19 protein-coding genes and 1 tRNA gene are annotated in these 20,549 nt (G+C 28.1%); 1 reads left to right on the top strand and 19 read right to left on the bottom strand.

Annotation, left to right across the window (positions count from 1 at the left end):
- The first annotated feature begins 108 nt into the window (after positions 1–108).
- Complete coding sequence (locus EIH23_RS05730) at positions 109–1,365, top strand: cation:proton antiporter (RefSeq protein ID WP_122639268.1); 1,257 nt, start codon at positions 109–111, stop codon at positions 1,363–1,365.
- 13 nt (positions 1,366–1,378) lie between these two features.
- On the opposite strand, the gene EIH23_RS05735 is transcribed toward EIH23_RS05730, so the two are convergent.
- The 19 genes from EIH23_RS05735 to acsV form a co-directional block, all read right to left on the bottom strand.
- Positions 1,379–2,944: a ClC family H(+)/Cl(-) exchange transporter gene (locus EIH23_RS05735; protein WP_122639269.1), complete on the bottom strand. Its 1,566-nt coding sequence runs from the start codon at positions 2,942–2,944 to the stop codon at positions 1,379–1,381.
- A gap of 51 nt (positions 2,945–2,995) precedes the next feature.
- Positions 2,996–3,814, bottom strand: coding sequence for a MerR family transcriptional regulator (locus EIH23_RS05740; RefSeq protein ID WP_122639270.1), 819 nt, complete (start codon positions 3,812–3,814; stop codon positions 2,996–2,998).
- Positions 3,815–3,870: 56 nt separating this feature from the next.
- Entirely contained in the window at positions 3,871–5,196 is a 1,326-nt protein-coding gene (locus EIH23_RS05745) for an MATE family efflux transporter (RefSeq protein ID WP_122639271.1), read from the bottom strand.
- Positions 5,197–5,366: 170 nt separating this feature from the next.
- Positions 5,367–6,116: an ABC transporter ATP-binding protein gene (locus tag EIH23_RS05750; RefSeq protein WP_122639272.1), complete on the bottom strand. Its 750-nt coding sequence runs from the start codon at positions 6,114–6,116 to the stop codon at positions 5,367–5,369.
- Positions 6,116–6,934 (bottom strand): ABC transporter ATP-binding protein, encoded by an 819-nt coding sequence (locus tag EIH23_RS05755; RefSeq protein ID WP_122639273.1) that lies wholly within the window; start codon positions 6,932–6,934, stop codon positions 6,116–6,118. Before EIH23_RS05755 ends, EIH23_RS05750 begins: the two co-directional genes overlap by 1 nt.
- 14 nt (positions 6,935–6,948) lie before the next feature.
- Entirely contained in the window at positions 6,949–7,779 is an 831-nt protein-coding gene (opp1C, locus tag EIH23_RS05760; RefSeq protein ID WP_122639274.1) for a nickel/cobalt ABC transporter permease, read from the bottom strand.
- Position 7,780: 1 nt separating this feature from the next.
- A complete protein-coding gene (opp1B, locus tag EIH23_RS05765) occupies positions 7,781–8,710 on the bottom strand; it encodes a nickel/cobalt ABC transporter permease (protein WP_122639275.1) in 930 nt (309 codons plus the stop codon).
- 120 nt (positions 8,711–8,830) lie between these two features.
- Positions 8,831–10,429: a nickel ABC transporter substrate-binding protein gene (nikA, locus tag EIH23_RS05770; protein WP_122639276.1), complete on the bottom strand. Its 1,599-nt coding sequence runs from the start codon at positions 10,427–10,429 to the stop codon at positions 8,831–8,833.
- Between the two features lie 199 nt (positions 10,430–10,628).
- A complete protein-coding gene (locus EIH23_RS05775; RefSeq protein WP_122639277.1) occupies positions 10,629–11,357 on the bottom strand; it encodes a class I SAM-dependent methyltransferase in 729 nt (242 codons plus the stop codon).
- Between the two features lie 98 nt (positions 11,358–11,455).
- Positions 11,456–12,205, bottom strand: coding sequence for a class I SAM-dependent methyltransferase (locus tag EIH23_RS05780; RefSeq protein ID WP_122639278.1), 750 nt, complete (start codon positions 12,203–12,205; stop codon positions 11,456–11,458).
- A 497-nt stretch (positions 12,206–12,702) separates the two neighbouring features.
- Positions 12,703–12,794, bottom strand: a tRNA-Ser gene (locus EIH23_RS05785).
- A gap of 79 nt (positions 12,795–12,873) precedes the next feature.
- A complete protein-coding gene (gene hisJ, locus EIH23_RS05790; protein ID WP_122639279.1) occupies positions 12,874–13,671 on the bottom strand; it encodes a histidinol-phosphatase HisJ in 798 nt (265 codons plus the stop codon).
- Between the two features lie 121 nt (positions 13,672–13,792).
- The gene (locus EIH23_RS05795) at positions 13,793–14,644 is read right to left on the bottom strand and encodes an ABC transporter ATP-binding protein (protein WP_122639280.1); all 852 of its coding nucleotides are present in this window, start codon (positions 14,642–14,644) and stop codon (positions 13,793–13,795) included.
- The gene (locus EIH23_RS05800) at positions 14,644–15,726 is read right to left on the bottom strand and encodes a FecCD family ABC transporter permease (RefSeq protein WP_122639281.1); all 1,083 of its coding nucleotides are present in this window, start codon (positions 15,724–15,726) and stop codon (positions 14,644–14,646) included. Before EIH23_RS05800 ends, EIH23_RS05795 begins: the two co-directional genes overlap by 1 nt.
- Complete coding sequence (locus EIH23_RS05805; protein WP_122639282.1) at positions 15,726–16,751, bottom strand: ABC transporter substrate-binding protein; 1,026 nt, start codon at positions 16,749–16,751, stop codon at positions 15,726–15,728. The genes EIH23_RS05800 and EIH23_RS05805 overlap by 1 nt, the downstream gene beginning before the upstream one ends.
- A 470-nt stretch (positions 16,752–17,221) precedes the next feature.
- Positions 17,222–17,533: a hypothetical protein gene (locus EIH23_RS05810; protein WP_122639283.1), complete on the bottom strand. Its 312-nt coding sequence runs from the start codon at positions 17,531–17,533 to the stop codon at positions 17,222–17,224.
- A gap of 15 nt (positions 17,534–17,548) precedes the next feature.
- Positions 17,549–17,965: a DUF3842 family protein gene (locus EIH23_RS05815; RefSeq protein ID WP_122639284.1), complete on the bottom strand. Its 417-nt coding sequence runs from the start codon at positions 17,963–17,965 to the stop codon at positions 17,549–17,551.
- A gap of 27 nt (positions 17,966–17,992) precedes the next feature.
- Complete coding sequence (locus tag EIH23_RS05820; RefSeq protein ID WP_122639285.1) at positions 17,993–18,184, bottom strand: CooT family nickel-binding protein; 192 nt, start codon at positions 18,182–18,184, stop codon at positions 17,993–17,995.
- A gap of 297 nt (positions 18,185–18,481) precedes the next feature.
- Positions 18,482–20,410 carry a corrinoid activation/regeneration protein AcsV gene (gene acsV / locus EIH23_RS05825; protein WP_122639286.1) on the bottom strand — a complete coding sequence of 643 codons (1,929 nt, stop codon included), beginning with the start codon at positions 20,408–20,410 and terminating at the stop codon, positions 18,482–18,484.
- Positions 20,411–20,549: the final 139 nt, after the last annotated feature.

Here is a 20,549-nt window from a genome sequence, read left to right on the forward strand (position 1 = left end):
TCTAAATTTATAACTATATACATTAAATAATTAAATTTATATAAATAATACTTTTTGTATATACTAACTTCATATAGATATTTTAATATTTATAGAAGAGGTAGAATTATGGGCGAAATGAATCTTGCAGAAATAAGTTCTAACGAATTACTTCTCATAATAGCATCAATTACAGTATTAGGTGTAATTGGTGGATTTATAGGAGAAAAATTAAAAATACCTGATGTTGTTATATACCTTTTGTTTGGAGTTGCATTTGGACCTACATTTTTAAATGCAGTTAATATAGATGCTTTTCCAGTTGCCAACGAACTTATACTAACATTTGGTTCTGCATTTATTCTTTATGAAGGTGGTAGAGAGGTAAAATTAAAAATTTTAAATGAAGTTAAAATAACAGTTTTACTTTTATCATCTCTTGGGGTATTTATAACAGCTGGAATAGTAGCATTACCATCTTATTTTATATTAGACTTACCAATTGGTACTAGTATGCTTTTAGGTTCTATAATAGCTTCTACTGATCCTGCAAGCTTAATACCAGTATTCAAACAATTTCCAGTTAAAAATAGGTTAAAGCAAACTGTAATAAGTGAGTCTGCATTTAATGATGCATTTGGAGCTATATTATTTTCAACTGTATTTGTAGGCCTTACATCATCTGGAAAAATGTATTTATCTCAAATCATTTTTAAACTATTTTATATGATAGTAGTTGGAATAGTTGTAGGTACTATCATTGCACTAATAGCTACAGCACTAACATCAGAAAAAAAATATGGTGTATTTGCAAAATATGAGGCTTTAATTTCTATAATAATAGTAATATTTGCTTATGAAATTTCAGAAAAACTTGGTGGTAGTGGATATATGTCTGTCTTTATATCAGGTTTAGTTGCTGGAAATAAAAAAGTATTTGGATTTTGGATTGCTGATGAAATTTATATGGAAGGAATTCATTTTAGAGAAAATATATCAAAAATCGCTAGAATGTGTATATTTATAATATTAGGTACTCATTTAGATTTGAATTCCCTAATTAAATATGGTAATAAAGTATTTTTAGTTATACTAGTTTTTACATTTGTAACTAGACCAATAGTTGTAATGATTTGTACAGCTTTTGATAGGAAAGTTGAATGGAGCTGGAATGAAAAAATATTTATGATGTGGGTGAGAGAAACTGGAGTTATACCTGCAGCATTATCAGGTATTGTAGTATCGTCTAAAATACCTGGGTATAATGTGATTTCATCTACAGTATTTATGGCGATTATATTTACACTTTTAGTTCAAGCTAGCACTACAGGTATTGTAGCTAAAAAGTTAAATGTTTTAGAAAAAGATATAGTAAAAGAGGGTTAATTGCCCTCTTTTTTTAATTAATAGTTGATATTAACTCTATTTCATCCATTACTTTAGAGTACATACTCTCATCCATCATTATTGTAAGATAATCTCCACTTATTATTTCAGTATCACCTCTAGGTATTATTTCTTTATTCCCCCTTAAAATCGAAACTACTAAGCAATTTTTAGGCCATGATACATCTTTTATTTTCCTTCCATCTATATCACTATTCATATGTACTGCCATTTCTAATAATAACTTTTTACTTTCATTTACATCATACTTGTATGGTGACTTTAATAATATTCTTTCTAGTAAACTTTCATAAATTGGACTGGAATTTAATATATCTGACGTTAACTGAGATACAACGACTACAATAGCTAGTGCCAATAAATGATCTAATGATCCAGTCATCTCTGATATTAGAATTATTGCTGTTATAGGAGCCTTTACTATTGCTGCAAAATGAGCTGCCATTGCGAGAATAATAAAATTAACAATATAAGTATTCTCTATACCTAAGTAGGTAACAAATAAATCTCCTGTTAAATTACCAACTAATGCACCTAAAACTAATAGTGGAAAGAATATTCCTCCAGGCACGCCTGATCCAAAACATATAAATGTAAATAAAAATTTAATTACTATAAAGCTTAATAATATTGATAATGAGAAATTTTGATTTTTTAAATCCATTATTAAATCATGTCCACCACCTAGTAATATAGGACATAATATACCTACTATTCCCGTAATAATAAATGGTATTATGCACTTTAACTCTGTACTCAATTTAGATTTTTTGAATATTTCTTGAGTCTTTAATATTCCTCTATTAAAAATAACGCCACTAACTCCTATTACTAATCCCAAAATAATTAATGACCAATAATACTTTAACGGCAAATTATTTACTTTTTCAAAATATAATGACGGTGTAACTCCAAAGAATTGCTTAGATACAAAATCTGCACCTAAAGATGCTATCATTGCAGATAATAAAACTAATGGTGAGAAATTTTTATGAGTCTCTTCTAATGCAAACATAACTCCTGATATTGGTGCATTAAATGCTGCTGATAACCCTGCACTAGCTCCACTAGTTATTAAATATTTTTCCTCATTATCTAGATTTTTTAACTTTTTAGATACTCCTTCTCCAATACAAGCTCCCATTTGAACAGAAGGACCTTCTCTACCAACAGATAACCCTGCACATAAACAAATAAGTCCCCCAACAAACTTATATAATAGTGTCGTAAACCAATTAATACTTAATCTTCTAGTTAATATACCTTCTACTTGTGGTATACCACTTCCACTTATCATGGGCTCTTTTTTTACACATTTACCAACTAAATATCCTAATGCTATCATTAATAAAAAAACTAATCCTATAAATATATAACTTTCATTAGCCTTTTTATATAAGTTTAAAAATATAGGTGAAATATTATTTAAAATTAATCTATGAGCCACAATAGTTAGCCCAACTAAAACACCTACAATTAACGAGTCCAAAACTAATTTGTATTTTAAGTTTTGAATCCTCTTTAACATATTAAAAACTCTGTTTCTACTATTTCTCATTTGCTCATCCCCTCAAAATAATTTTATACAAATTCTAATTGATTTACAATTTTACTTTAGTAGTATTTCAATTTTTGCTAATGATTTTACCTCTCCATTACTGCTAACTCTGGTCATCTCATATATTTCATAAAATTCCCCAATAACATCTATATTGTTATTTTTTATATACTCAATTACATTATAATAATACTTTTTATTATCATAAAAATTATCATCAAAATAAAAAGTCAAATAATTACCTTCTTTAAGAGTTACTATATCTTCTTCATTAATTAATACATTATAATCTAATTCTAACATTGCTTTTGTGTATATCAATTCATTTTGTTTTACTATTCCATCATAAGACGTCTCAAATGCTATTTTTACATCTGAGCAATTATATTCTTTTTCTATTTCTCTTAGTGATTTTCTTAATTGTATTTCAAATTCCTCTGTATATCTTCTTGTATATGTATATTTTTTTAATTTTCTTTCTTTATTATATTTTATAAAAAATTTATTTATCCCAACGTCTAAAGCTTCACTTATGCTACTTTCAAGATTCTGTATACTTTTTTTAATATTATTTAATTCTACTATCTTTTTATCTATAATATGTTTTTGATTTTTTATGATATTTAATATTGAGTCTAGTGACGTATAATCATTCTTTATTTCTTTTATTTCTTCTAAGGATAATCCAATTGCTTTACATTTTTTAATTAGATCTATTGTTATAAAGCTTTGTGTTGAATAATATCTATATCCTGTTTTTTCATTTATATATTCTGGCTTAAGTATTCCAACCCTATCATAATGTCTTAGTGTTTCAATTGATATATTATGTAATTTTGACATTTCTCCTATCGAAAAATATTTTTTCATATTATTCTCTCCTAATCAAAAAGGGTGTGAATATATTATTTCACACCCATTATTTTCTATGCCATTTCTGTAACATTATAATATTCAGTAGATTTTGATGTATTTCTTTTGATATTAGTAATTAAATTTATAGATATAAATGTAATAGTTTCAGAGAATAAAGTTCCACCCCATACTCCATTTATACCAAATACCTTAGAAAGCATTATAAGTCCTATTGGTAAGAATATTACTGATCTAAATAAACAAATTAAATTTGAATACTTTGGCATTTCTATAGCTTGATAATAAACTATTGTATTTAAATTTAATCCTACAAAGAAATAACTTAAAACAGTTACTCTTATTCCTATATACGCTAATTCTATTATTTCCTTATCTAATGTAAATATTTGTATTAAATTTCTTCCAAATAAATAACAAACTATAGTAGCTATACAAGTAAATAAGATAGATGAAATACAATTTATTTTATAAAATTGCATCATCTTTTCACTGTCTTTTCTTCCATAATTATAACTTATTAGTGGCTGCGTACCTAGTGTTAGACCAAATAATACCATGTATATATTGGTACCTATATAGTTAATTATACTATATGCAGAAACACCTATTTCTCCTATAGTTTTAGTTATTATCACATTATGAAGTAATACTATAACAGAGAAACTTGCTTGTGCAAAAAATGATGGGAATCCTATCTTTAAAAATTCTTTTATAGTATCTATTTTTAATTTTACCTGTCCAAAACTTAGATATCCTTTTTTTCTTATGAAATGAGGTAATAATATACTTACAGTTACTATTTGACCTAATCCTGTAGCTATTGCTGCACCTTTTATTCCAAATCCAAACTTAAATATAAATACATAATCTAGTATTATATTAGTTATAGCTCCTGATATTATTGAAACCATAGCTAATTTAGGTTTATTGTCATTTCTAACAAAGCTATTTAAAACTATACCTATTAAATTTGGTATAGAGAATAACGCATAGAATCTTAAGTATTCTATAGATAGTCCTTGTAAATTATTTGTTGCACCTAGTAATTGTACTATTTGCTTAGTAAAAATTACACATATTATACTGATAAATACACTTAATATTAACAGAAATTTACATACCTGTCTAAATATATTAACTGCTTTATCAATGTCTTTAGCTCCTATATTTTTCGAAACTAAAGCACCTCCGCCTACAGCCATCATATTTGCCATACCAACTAAGATTACTGTAAATGGTAAAACTATATTAACCGCTGCAAGTGCTGCATCTCCTACACCTTGTCCTACAAATATTCCATCTATAATTGTATATAATGCCGATATAAACATAGAAAATGCGGATGGAATAGCGTATTTTAAAAATTCATTTATCATATTATTGTCTCCTCTCCTATTTTCTATTACACATTATAAAGTCTTTTGTAACACAAGAGTCAATCTTTTTGTTGAAAATTTTCTTATATCCAGTTATATTAAATTTATATTAATTTACTTAAACATAAAAAAATAGAATATGAAAAATCATATTCCATCTTAGTATATAGTTAAACTGTAAAAGGTATTACTGAGTCTAGTAATTTTTTAGCATATTCATTTTCTGCATTTGCAAGATTTGAGCTGTCTATATTTTCTACTATTTCTCCTCTATATAAAAACATTACATTATCACATAAATTAGTAACAGCTTGTAGATCATGTGCTATAAATAAGTATGTCATATTTAAATCATCTTTTAATTCTTTTAATAAGTCTAATATCTGAGCTTGTATAGATACATCTAGCGAACTTATCGCTTCATCTAAAACCATAAATTTAGGTTTTGTTGATATAGCTCTTGCAATACACACTCTTTGTAATTGCCCTCCACTTAATTCATGTGGATACCTGTCCACTAAGTTATTTGGTAATCCAACTTTATCTAATAATTCTAATACTACTTTATCTAGATTATCTTTTTTTCCTAATGCCTTAAGAGGCTCACTTATAACTTCTTTCACTGTAAAATTAGGATTTGCTGAAGAAGTATAATCCTGAAAAACTACACTCATCTTTCCTTTATTTCCCTTTATCCACCTTTTTACAGGTTTACCTTCTATATTTATAATCCCACTATCAGGATTTTCAAGACCTAATACTAAACGACTTAATGTACTTTTACCACTTCCACTTTCACCTATAAGGCCTACACAGTCACCATCTTTTATAGAGAAGCTAATCCCCTTTAATACATGTTGTTTTTCTCTCTTACCTAATTTTGAATAACTCTTATGTACATTCTGAACTTCTAATAGCATTAAACTGCTACCTCCTTATTCATAGACTTGGCAAAGGATTTTGTTAGTTCTAACCTTGTTTCTACCAAATACTTCGTATACTCATGCTTTGGATTAGAGAATACATCATTAACCTTTCCATACTCAACTTGTTCACCTTTTCTCATGACAAGTATATCCTGAGCTAAGTGCTGAACAACTCCTAAATCATGAGATATAAATATAAGAGATGTTCCAGTTACTTCTCTTAATATTTTAAACTCCTCTACTACTTCACGTTGATTTATAGAGTCTAAAGCAGTTGTTGGTTCATCTGCAATTATTACATCTGGGTTCATAGATAAAGCTAAAGCTATCATACATCTTTGCAACATTCCACCAGATAATTGGTGAGGGTATTTTTTGATTACTTCATTAGGTTCATTTATAAGCATTTTTTCTAAAGATTTTATAGATAATTCTTCAGCTTCAAACTTAGATAAATTTTTATTTTCTATCAAAGTTTCTATCATCTGATACCCTATTGTATACAGTGGATCAAAAGCTGACATAGCATCTTGAAGAATCATACAAATTCTTTGCCCTCTTATTTTTCTAAGTTCTTCTCTATTAGACTTTAGTAAATTTATTTTATTATCAAATATAGCTAATCCTTCAGTTTTTAAATTTGGGCTAATAAGACCTAATATAGCTTTAGTAGTCATAGATTTTCCACTACCACTCTTACCAACAATACCCAAGCAAGTATTTTTTTCTAACTTAAAGCTAACCCCTTTAACTATTTCTTCTTTTGTTTTTATATCTAAAACTTTTAAATTTTCTACTTCTAATAAACTCATACTCTTACCCCCATTTAATTTATACTCTTTTTAGGATTTAGTGCTTCTTGCAAACTATCACCTAAGAAGTTGAAGGCTGCAACTACAACTAATATTGCAATTCCTGCTGGTAGCATTTGAGATGGATATATAGTCATTATATTCTTAGCTTCACTTAACATCATCCCCCACTCTGGAGTTGGAGCTTGTACACCTAACCCTAAAAATGATAATGCTGAAATATTTAATATAACCCATCCAGTATCTAATGTTGCAAGAACACCTATTTCACCTATTGCCCCTGGTATTAAATGTTTTTTAATTATATGGAAAGTACTACATCCAGATACTTTTGCAAATCTTATATAATTTTTATCAGTATATTGAATAACTATTGATCTAATCATACGAGTATACCATGCCCACTTTGCAATTATATTGGCAATTATTATATTCTCTATTCCTGTACCTAAAATACCAACTATAGCAAGTATCATAACTTCGCTTGGGAAAGAAAGCATTATATCACAAATTCTCATTATTACTTCATCTAACCATCCTCTAAAGAATCCTGCTATAACTCCAAGTGTAGTACCTATAGCTATAGTTAAAAACATTGCTATTAATGATAAAAATACAGTTGTTCTTATTCCATATAATAATCTAGATAATACGCATCTTCCTAATTGATCTGTACCAAATGGATACTCTGCACACATTCTCATAAGTTTTATTTTAATATTCACCTCAGTTGGATCATGTGGTGCAACTACTGGCGAAAATATACCTAGTGCCATAACAACGAGTATTATTATCATACTTAGTATGCCAAGCTTGTCTTTTTTGAATCTATTCCAAAACTTCATATTATGCCTCCAATCTCATTCTTGGATCAATCATTACTGATATCACATCTACTAATAGGTTACATACAACAAATAAAATAGCCATTATTAATATATAAGCTTGTATAATTGGATAATCTCTATTATATATAGCATTTACACATAGTCTTCCTATACCTGGCCATGCAAATATATTTTCTACAACTACAGTTCCTGCTATTAATTTTGGTATAGACATACCTAAAGCTGTAATTGAAGATTGTAATGAATTCTTAAATACATGCTTGATTATTGTGCTTTCCTTAAGACCTCTGACTCTAGCATAAAGTACATAATTTTCTTTTTTATTTTTTACCATATTATTTCTTATAAGTCTTACATATGTTGAAATATATGCAAGAGATAAAGTTATTGCTGGTAAAACTACAGAATTTGCAGTCTCCATCCCACTTGTTGGAAATAAATTTAACTTAACTGCAAATAACCACATTAAAAGAAGTCCTACCCAAAAACTAGGCATTGCTGTTCCTAAAAATATTACCCCTCTTGTTATTTTATCTCCTATGCTTCCTTCATAAACGGCACAAAGTACACCCGCTATTACACTAATTATTATTGTTATCGCTAATGATACACCTGCTAATTTAAGAGTTGCTGGTAGGGCCTCCACTATTTCCTTAGCAACTGGCTTTTTATTAACATAACTATTACCAAAATCACCTTTTAAACAGTCTTTTAACCAAGTCGTGTATCTTTCAAAAAATGGTTTATCTAAACCTAATTCTTCACGCATTTGTTGTGCCGCTTCTTCAGTAACTGTTATCTCATTAACACGAAGAGCAACTTCTGCTGGATCACTTGGACTAAGGTTTATTATCACAAATGATAAAAATGATATACCTATTAATATAGGTATCATACTAATTAATCTTTTAGTAATAAAATCTCTCATACTTCCCCCTTGTTAGTCATTACTAGAAAATAAAAAGCTAAGAATATAAACTTTATTGCAAATTATATTCTTAGCCTCATTGACCTAGCATAAAAATTTATATTTAAATTTATTTGAATCTTACTTAGCCTCAAAATACATTTTCTCAAATGGTATTTCATATTGAGAAGGGTTAAATGTTACTCCTTTTAAATTAGGTACATGAACTGCTTTGGTTCTTGAATATGTAAGTGGTATATATACTGATTGTTCATGTAAATATGTAAATACCTCTTTATACATTTCTGTACGTGTTTCTTCATCAGATTCTATCATAAGGTTAGTTATAGTTTCATCTAACCATTCTTTCTTGTCCATTCCAAGCTGAGCTTGATAATCTCCATGAGCTGGTATTCTAAATGATGAAACATATGATTGTGGATCATATGGAGTTCCCCAAGATAATGAGTATTGAAGGTCAAAATCACCAGACTTTTGTCTATCAAGGAATGACTGTTTTTCTTCACCTACTACCTTAAGTTCTACACCTACTGCTTTAAAATCACTTTGTAAGTATTCACTTATAGTTCCTTCTTGAGCATTATCTGAATTGTAGTATATAGTCATAGAACATTTATTACCATCCTTATATCTATAACCATCGTCACCTAATATCCAACCAGCTTCTTCTAATAATGAATTAGCTTTATCTACATCATAAGAACGAACTTCTAAATCAATATCACAATAAGGTACTGATTTTGCCATTAAAGTATCTGCAACAGTTTCAGTTCCATTTAAAACACCATCAGATATAGTTTCTTTATCTACTGCATATTGTAAAGCTTGTCTAACTTTTACATCTCCAGTTATTTCTTTATTAGAATTTAGAAGTATGGCTCTTGATGCAACTGGCTCACTCATCTGTGTTTCATATTTACCTTGCTCTTCTAAAGCTACAAATGTATCAAGGTCTATCATATCTCCATCAGAACCAAATATTAAATCTATTTCACCTTTTTCAAGTGCTAATAATATTGTTTGGTGGTCTGTCATAACATTCCACTTTATAGAACTTACCTTTGGCTTTTCACCATAGTAATTTTCATTTGCTATAAATATTGAATATTGATCTTCCTTATGTTCTGAAAGTACCCATGGACCAGTACCTATATATCCATTAACTCCATCTTTAGTACTTCCATCTATAAAACAATTTGGAGATAACATTCTAAATGGTCTAGTTAATGCTAGCTCTTCTAGTGTTGGATAGTATGGATGTTCTAATGTCAATTTAAATGTATATTCATCAACTACTTCTGTTATTTCTATTTCGTTTACTAGGTCTAGCCAGTTGTGACGCTCTACATTTTCTATTATTGCATCAAAATTCATTTTTACGGCTTCTGCATTAAACTTTTCTCCATCAGTAAATGTAACATCATCTCTTAAATAAAAAATATACTCTTTTCCATCTTCTGATATGTCCCATGATTTGGCTAACCATGGTTCAACACCATCGTCTGTATTTTTTACAAGTGACTCAAATACCATATTTTGAGCTGCCATTTCACCAGAATAAAGATGTGGATTTATATCCCTTATATCTTTTGTACTTGCATATACTATTTGATCTTTTTCCCCTGCATCTGCTTTTCCACTATTTTTACTACTACAGCCAATTATAGATAAACACATTATAGTAGATAGTGCTGTGACTGCTAATTTTTTTAATCTCATATATTCTCACCTTATTTTTTGACTTATACTTAATTTTTGTTGTCAACTTTATTTACAAAATAAATTATACTATTTGATTATGTCATTATTGTGTCATTAATAGCTCAACTTTATGGCATTTAAAAGGCTACAATACTGTATTTCAACCTATATATACCTCTTTTTGTCGAATAATATACTTGAATGTCGTTTTTGTATATTATTTTATTGCACATATACTGAACATCTTTGTTGGGTTACAGAATTCATCTTCATCATGATAAATACGATTACTAACTGTGATATCAGTCTCACAGTTAATAAATCCTATATTATCTAAAACTTCAATATCCCAATTAGGTCTTAATTTTCCACTAATATATAATTGATTTTTTATATCATCACATTCCTTTAAAATTTTATTATCTATTTTAGAATGAGCATGATTTATGTCCAATGTTTTAGCTTCCTCTGAAAATGATACATCTCCATAATCTGCATCAAAGTTTATTAATCGACCATTTTTCTTAAGAACTCTATGCCATTCTTTATAAGCTTTTTTCACATCAGGCAATGTCCATGTTAAATTTCGTGAAATTATAATATCAAATGTTTCATTTTCAAAATCTAGTTTCTGTGCATCCATAACCTTAAAATCAATATTATAGCCAAGCGATTTTGCAGTCTTACCTGCATTACTTATCATATTCTCACATAAATCAATTCCAACTACATCATGTCCTAGTGACGCTAATATAACTGCAAAGAATCCAGTTCCAGTTCCTATATCTAAAATTTTTAACTTTACATTGTCTATATAATTAAAATTATTTTTTATCTCTTTTAGCCATAAATTTCTTTTAGGGCTATTTAACTCTGACATACGCAAGTTACAAAATTCATCGCTTCTTCCATTCCAATATTCCTTAATTCTTTCACTTAAATCCATAATTATCCATACCCCCTAAAAAAATCATGAATTCAAATGCAAAATACTATTTGCAAAATCTTCATGACTTTATTTATTCTCTATTAATATAAATTTATCTATAATTTTTTTGCTTTTACCATAAACATTGGAGTAGCTCCATAAAGTAATTGCTCTTTTTCATCCCATACCTTTTTTGTAATATCTAAGTCATAGTTTATATTATAAAATCCAATATCATCTAAAACTACCTTATCCCAACTAGGTCTTATTTTATCTTCTAGTGGTAATTTAAAACCTATATCCTTATTTTCATTAGGACCTTCATAAGTATCATAAGGTTTACCATACTTATTTCTAAATTTAATTTCTCTTTCTTCTACTTCTTTAAGTATGGACTTATCATATTTATGCAAGTTCCAATTAGCATCAAATATCAATAAAGTTCCATTTGGCTTTAACACCCTCATCCATTCTTTATATGCTTTAATAGGGTCTACTAATGTCCAAGTTACATTTCTACTTAATACTAAATCAAATGTATTATCTTCAAATTCTAATTCATGACTATCCATTACCATAAATTTAGGATTAACATTTGCAAACTCTGCATTTTTTCTAGCTTCATCAATCATATTTTTAGTACAATCAATACCCATAACATTATGATTTCTTTTACTTAATATTATAGAAAAAAATCCAGGTCCAGTTCCTATATCTAAAATATTTAGTTTATCTTTATTATCTACTTGTTTTTCAATTAACTCTGTCCATACCTTTGGTCTAAAACTATTTAATTCATTTTTTATAATGTCACTGTACCCTTTAGATGAATAAGACCATAATTTTTCAATATTTTCTTTTTTCATCCATATACCACCTTCATTTTATACTTTATTTTTATATATAAAATTAATTTTCAAATAAAAAAGTCTATAGATATTTATAACAATATCCATAGACCCTTCATGGTTAAATAGTAACCCTTCATGAGTTACCAAATTTATTATCAAATTTAATTATTAATATATATAAGTAATAATTTTTATACTTTATATTATACATTATAATCTATTTATTATCTATAAATATAATTTATATTATTTATAGATTTTCAGTTGACTTTATATATTTATTCAGATACTATTTAACTAAGATAAAAAGTTCATAAAAATAATAGATATTTGAAAATATCTTTAGAAAGTCAGAAGGCTATTCCTTCTGACTTTTTTATTTATATGAAACTGTAACTAAATTTTATCTATATTCTACTTTCCCCGAGTAAGAATAAAATTATAAAAGATGGGTATTACCCATCTTTTTGTTTAAGCATAAAAAAAAGACTATCTAAATCGATAGTCTTTACTGGCGGAGAAGGAGGGATTCGAACCCTCGCACCGGTTTACCCAGCCTAATCCCTTAGCAGGGGATCCTCTTTAGCCACTTGAGTACTTCTCCTTAATATAACTTAATTATATATTATTATTTATAATAAGTCAATAATATATTTACAATTTAATTCCAAATTTAAATTAATTCATTCTGTTATCAAACATTCTATCTTATCATAATTCTTCATATTATTTACACTATGTGCATCAGAACCTGGAACTACAGGTATTTTATATTTTTTTACTAACTCTAGTAATTCACCACTTATATATGCTTCACCACAATCTTCTTTTAAAAGTCCAGATACATTGTAGTCTAATTCATATCCATTTTCTTTTATAAGCATTAATAATTCTTCAAGTACTATATTATTTTCATAATTGTATGGGTATACCTTATTAAATTTCCTAATTAAATTTAAATGACCTATTCTCTTTGGCTTATAATCTCCTAAGTCAGCACTTACTGCTTTTTTAACAGTTTTATAATATTTATAATAAACACTGCTAAGTCCTCCTAATATATCTATTATATTTCCGAATTCATATTTATTATAATCCATTATATAATATTTATCATTAATATTTAACATATGAACAGATAAAATAGAATCATCAAAATACTTACCATACTTATCTAGCATTGACTTAGTTTCCTCTTCATATCCTTCTAAATAATCAACTTCTATACCTAAGTTTATTTTTATTTTATTCTTATATTTTTTCTTAAACTTATTTACTTCATCAATGTACATATGTAAACTCTCTATATCCATAGCACTATCATTTTCAGGCGATGGATCTTTAAAATCTTCAGGTAATGGTAAGTGTTCTGTAAAAGTTATTTCATTTAACCCAATCTCAATAGCTCTTTTTATATAATCTTCAATCTCATCATTACTACCGTGTGGACAGTATTGAGTATGTATATGACCATCTCTCATAAAATCTCCCCCTAAAACATTATTTTATATTAAAAGTATATTATATTATTTATATGTTTTGTTTATGTATACAAAATAAATAAAGGAATTTACTAAAATAAAAGTAAACTCCTTTTAAGTACTACACATGTTCATGGAAATGACTATGTTCTCCACTAAATCCATCTTCATGAATATGATCATGACCTATACCATTTATATGTACATGACTATGCATAAAAGATACTTGCAATTTTTTATTAATAGGATTCGTGCCTACGTATGCATTTACCCCAAATACTTCCTTTAACATATCACTTGTTATAACCTTTTCAACTGTACCAAACTGTTTTATTTTACCATCCTTCATGACTATTAAGTAATCACAATACATAGCTGCTATATTCATATCATGTATTGCTGATAATGTTGTTATGTTTAAACTTTTAACTAAATCCATAAGCTGAATTTGATATCCTATGTCCAAATGATTTGTAGGTTCATCAAGTATTAAAAAATCAGTATCTTGAACTAAAGCTCTAGCGATTAACGTTCTTTGCTTTTCTCCCCCTGATAACTTTGAAAAACTTCTTTCACTATAATTTTCTAATCCAACTTTTTTAAGCATGTCCTTAACCATTTGCAAATCTTTTTTAGAGTAATCCTCAAAAACACTCTTATATGGGTATCTTCCCATTTTAACTATTTGTTCAACAGTAAAATCAAATTGTGATGTACTTTCTTGCGCTAGTACTGCAATTTCCTTTGCACATTCTTTATCCTTCACCTTAGATAAGTCTTTATTATCTAAAAATATACTTCCACTTGACGGTTTATATAATCTATAAATATTTTTTAGTAAAGTAGATTTTCCAGAACCATTTGGCCCTATAATTCCAACAAATGCTCCTTTAGGAACCTCTAATGAAATGTCTTTTAGAATTTCCTTTTTATCTATACTAAATTTTAAATTTTTAACTTCGATTTTAAACATTACTCATTTCCTCCAAAAGAATAATTTTTTGCAGAAATAAGATATAAGAAGAATGGACCTCCAACTAATGATGTTATTATTCCTATAGGTATTTCTATTGGTGGAAATAACCCTCTCGCTACAACATCAGATAAAATTAAAAATATAGCTCCAAATAAGCTTGATAGGACTATAAGCTTTTTATGGTCACTTCCAGAAATAGTTCTACAAATATGTGGTACAACAAGACCTATAAATCCAATTGCCCCTGTTATAGCAACTAATGTAGATGTAAGTAGGGTTGCTAATAATATTATTATTGATTTAACTAACTTTATATTAATACCAAGTATAACTGCACTATCATCCCCTAATAGTAACACATCTAAAGATTTAGACATTATAAGTGATATTATAATTACAAATATTAATGCTACAAATGGTAGTAATAATACATCCCACTTTGCTCCTCCCAAACTTCCTATAGTCCAAAACAATGCACTCTTTGCTTGATTAGAATTCTTTGCTGAATATATAAGCAAATTTGTCAAAGCACTAAATATTGTTGATATAGCCATACCAGAAAGAACTAATCTTGTAGTTGATGTAGTTCGTCCCATTTGAGTACCTATAGCAAATACTAATACACCTGATAATATAGATCCTAAAAAAGCACCACCTGTTATACTAGTTATACCTAATGTTGATATTCCACCTAATACTATTACTGCAACAGCTCCACAAGATGCTCCAGATGATATTCCTAGTATATATGGTTCTGCTATTGGATTTTTAGTAACACATTGCATAAGAACACCACAAAGAGCAAGACCTGCTCCACAAATTGCTCCTAGTATTACCCTTGGAAGTCTGATTTCCCATATTATACTCTCATACATTGTGTTCCACTCCGTATTAAATAAAGCTCCATTAGATAATTTATTAAGTAGTACCTTATATACTACTCCAGGTTCTATATAAGTACTACCAATAGCTATCGCACCTATTATAGTCATTACTAAAAAAATGCTCAGCCCTAAAAACCAAAATAAGAAACCTCTCTTTTTAGAGAGATTTCTACTTCTATTAATATTTAAATCCATTATTTATTTTCTCCGTAGAAATATCCATACATTTTTTCTATGACTTGAGAATTTCTAACTCCTGGAGATAAGTCAGCTAATCCTACAACATATATTCTATCATTTTTAATTGCATCTACCTCTTTAAGTGCTGGATGATTCTTTAAAAATTCTATTTTTTCTTCTACTGGAGATCCTGCTAAATAATCAGTTACTATTATAACTTCAGGATTTTCAGCTACCACACTTTCCCATGTAGCATTTATGTATGGCTGATTTTGATCTGAGAATATATTATTTCCACCAGCAAGCTCTATTAAATTATTTGCAAGACCTGATCCAACAGCCATTGCTTTATCTTCTCCTGAATCATATACCATCATTTTTACTCTATTTTCATCTTTAACTTCTCCAACTTTATCAGTTACAACTTTTATATCATCTTTCATATTATCTATAACTTCTTTAGCTTTGTCTTGTACATCAAATATTTTTCCTAATAATTCAAAATCTTCATAAACTGTTTCTATTGTTGCATCTGACTTATATGATGCTGCTAAAAATGGTGTTATACCTTTTTCTATAAGTTCATCAGGTGACCCTGTAGTTTGTTCACTTATAGACATGTCCCAACCACTTACAAAGTCTGCACCTGTAGCTAAAAATGCTTCTTTAGATATAGAGTGACCTTCTCCTACTTCAAGTTCTGGTATTTTTTTGTAATCTTCTTCAAATTCAGGAAGTATAGGATTATCTAAAAGAGCTGTACCAACCATTTTATCCCCTAAATCTAATGCCAGTAACATCTCTGTCATGAATTGAGATAATGTAACTGCTTTTTTTCTTGGGCTATCAACTTTAACATCATAATCTTTAGCTCCATCCGAATAAACAAACTCTATCGTCTCAAAATTGCTAGCTTCTACTGATGAAGCTGGTGTTTCTGATTTATTATTTGAATTATTAGAACATCCTATTACAGATAAAGATAATCCTGTTATTGTTAATATTGCTAGAAATCTTTTTAAACTCTTATTTTTTACCATCTTTATTTTCCCCCTCATATTTGTATATATTTTTTTATAAAAAAACCATGAAGTTAACAAAAGATATAATATATTATCTCTTGTATTAAACCTTCATGGTCTTATTCTCTATTATGTTTAACTATTGAGTATGTTTACGGTCATAACTATGATTATATGCACAGCATCAATCTATATGCCTATTATAATATAACATTAAACTATTTCTGACAAACATATAATTCTCACTTAATTTTCCCTTGTTTTGAAAAACTTCAATATTTCCTCATATTTATATTATATTTTATGGATTTTTTTGTAAATATATTTTCTAAGTTTCAGAAAATTTAGTTTTATACATACTTCTACATTATATTTAGTATTCTACTTATATTTTTCATATTCCCCTATATTTTATAATATCGTAATTTATTAATTAAATTTATATAAAAAAGATAATAGATTTAAGTCTATTATCTTTTTTATATAAATTACATATGTTTTTTTGCTTCTAATAACATTTGATTTGCTTGTTGCATGCATTCAATTGCTTTTTCTATATTTTCTGCAGTTTGATCTTTACCCATATTTCTAGCTTTATCTACCCATTCTCTAAAACCTTCTTCATGAGATTCGTTATGATTTACCCAATGAGCTAGCAATATTTTTAATGTTTTTTCATCTTTGTTTATTTCATTATCACCATGGCTATGTGTATGTGGATGATGATGATCATGTCCTCCTAAATCCCCATGGTCATGGTCATCTGCATGATGAAATCTTATTCTATCTTTAGTAAACATATTATTTCCCCCTAATTATTTTATATTAAATTCCTTTTTTATAACTTTGATTGCATCCTTTACTAATAATGCAAGTGGCTTATTTTCTAGTCCAACTAGTTCTATATTTTCTGGCATTATAGGTAGTAAAATTTTTAAAGCTTCACTGTTTGCAACAGCCTCACTAATATTGCATGTAACTTCTCCCATCATAGAATTAGGCATTATGACCGAAATTGGTGCTACTATTACGTTTGCTTTTTTAGATGAAACTACAATTGCATTTTCGCCTGTAGCGCCCTTATTTGCATGAGATTTCATCATTGCACTAGTTGCTATTGAATTTGTACCTAATGCATATATATCTATATATGTAGGTAGCTCATCTCTTAATGATGATACTATCTGAGCTCCAATTCCTCCACCCATTCCGTCTATAACTGCTATTATCATATTAATTTACCCCTATTATTTTATAAATTATTTTGATTCTTCTAATATTATCTTATGATCCATAAGTCTTATTTCCTTTATTACTCCATCTACTATTTTTTGATCCCCAAGTAAATCTGTTAAGTAAACCTTACCTTCAACTGGGTCTACGCTAACAACATTATCCATAACCTTTTTTAATTCATTATTTTTTAACATAAATGCTGCTGATTCACACATATAATCCCCTCCATATTATTTTAAAAATAAAAAGAAGACTCCTTTAGGCATTACAATACACCAAAGAAATCTTCATGATCTCAATTAAAATATACTCTTATTTAAATAAAGTATATCACTTTATTTAATCCAAAGTCAATTTAATTTGGATATTTTTGGTGCTTATATTATCTATTTTTATATTTACATTTTATTTATATAATAAGGGTGTATTGTTAATATTTTTACAATCTATCATATGAATTACTATAATATGTATAGTTATACAATTCTATATATAAATTATAATACTTCTTACTATATCTTTAAAAGTTCTTTTACTGATGGAAATTCCTCTATATTTGTATGAGGTAAGAAGCATGCAGATACAAATTCATCCATATACCCAGGATAAACACTAAGTTCAACATAAGTCATCTGGCTCGCAATTTCCTCTAACTTATTTTTAGCATCTCTGCTTATTAACGCTAAGTAAGATCCTACTAATGAACTATTTCCAATATACTTAAACTTATCTCTAGATACATCTGGAAGCAATCCTATAGTTATTGCATTTTCTATATTTAAGCTATTTCCTATACCTCCGGCAATATAAACTCTATCTAATACACTAAAGTCCATTCCTAAACTATCTAAAAGTACGGATGCACCTGAGTATATAGCCCCTTTAGCTCTTATAAAATTATCAATATCTACTTCATTTACAATTATGTCATTTTCTAAATTGTATTCTTCTTTAAATGCTAATACATATTCCCCTATTTCATTTTCATCAAATCTAATTCTTGGATTATCTATATCTTTTTGTATCTTTCCTCTTCTATCTATAATTCCATTTATAATCATCTGACATATCAAGTCAATTATTCCTGATCCACATATACCAATAGGTTCACAATCACCTATAATTTTTAAAGTTGGTTCTAATGTATCTGAATTAATTTTAATCCCTTCTATAGCTCCACAAGATGACCTCATTCCACACCTAATACCTCCACCTTCAAAGGCAGGGCCTGCAGAACAAGCACAACTCATCATAAAGTCTTTATTTCCAAATACAATCTCTCCATTTGTACCTAAATCTATAAATAATACATTTTCTTCATTAGCCCATATCCCTGCTGATAATACACCTGCAGTTATATCTCCACCTACATAACTAGATACATTCGGTGCTAGGTAAACATATGCACTATCATTAACTTCTAGTTCTACATTTTCTCCCATTAGTTTAGGTGATCTTAAAAAAGGTGGTATATAAGGTTCTCTTCTTAAGAAATCTGGATAAACTCCTAAAAGCAAACTAGACATTGTCGTATTACCAGATGCTACAACACTTATAACATCATCTTTATTTATATTATTTTTTTCATATATAGATCTAAGTAATGGGTTTATGGTTTCATGTATAATTGCTTTATATAAAATATCAAGACCATCCTTCTTTGTTGCAAATACTATTCTATTAATCACGTCTGCTCCGTATTTTATTTGAGCATTACCTGATGATGCTTTATCTATAAGTACTTGATTCTCTAATTCTACTAAACAAACTACAACTGATGTTGTCCCTATGTCTATTGCTACTCCGTATAAAGACTCTCCTGTATCACCTGAATCTATATTTATTATTGTTAGCTTATTCTTTTTTTGTACGTATGTTAATGTTACTTTGAAATCATTTTCTCTAAGTACCTTAGGTATTTTTCTTAATATATCTAATCTAAAATCAATTTCATTATAGCCCAAATTATTTCTAATATATCTTTGTAATCTATCAACGTCACTTATATTATCATCTAATGTAGGCTCATCTAATTCAATATATTTTTTCTTAATATTTGTACGAAATTCTAAGTTATGATTTGAAGCAATATCTTTAGCTCTATTAAAAATAGCCTCGTCCTTTTCTTTCCCCCCACCTTCAATTTTCATACCATACATAGATGAAGACAACTTAGATGGTACTTCTACCTCAATATCTGAAACTACCCTAGAGTTACATGCTAATACATAACCTTGCTTAACTTCATCGTCAGTTATATGCCTTGTTTTCTCTGTATCTACATTTCCATTTAAAACCTTAACCTTACATTTCCCACATGACACATTACCATTACATGGTGCATCTATAAATATATCTGCAGCCCTTGCTACATCAAGTAATAAATCCCCTTCTTTGCAATAAGTCTCTTTATTATGAGACTTAAAAAGTACCTTTATCATACTCTATTCCCCCTATTATAGTCTCTATTATAATTTTAGCATAAATTTCCACAATATATATATTAAATAAGAAACTAATCTATACCTTTTCAAGAATATTTAAATTCAATTTTATTAAAACTAAATATAAATTAATTTT

It is taken from the genome of Romboutsia sp. Marseille-P6047, assembly GCF_900604535.1.
Lineage (GTDB): Bacteria > Bacillota > Clostridia > Peptostreptococcales > Peptostreptococcaceae > Romboutsia_E.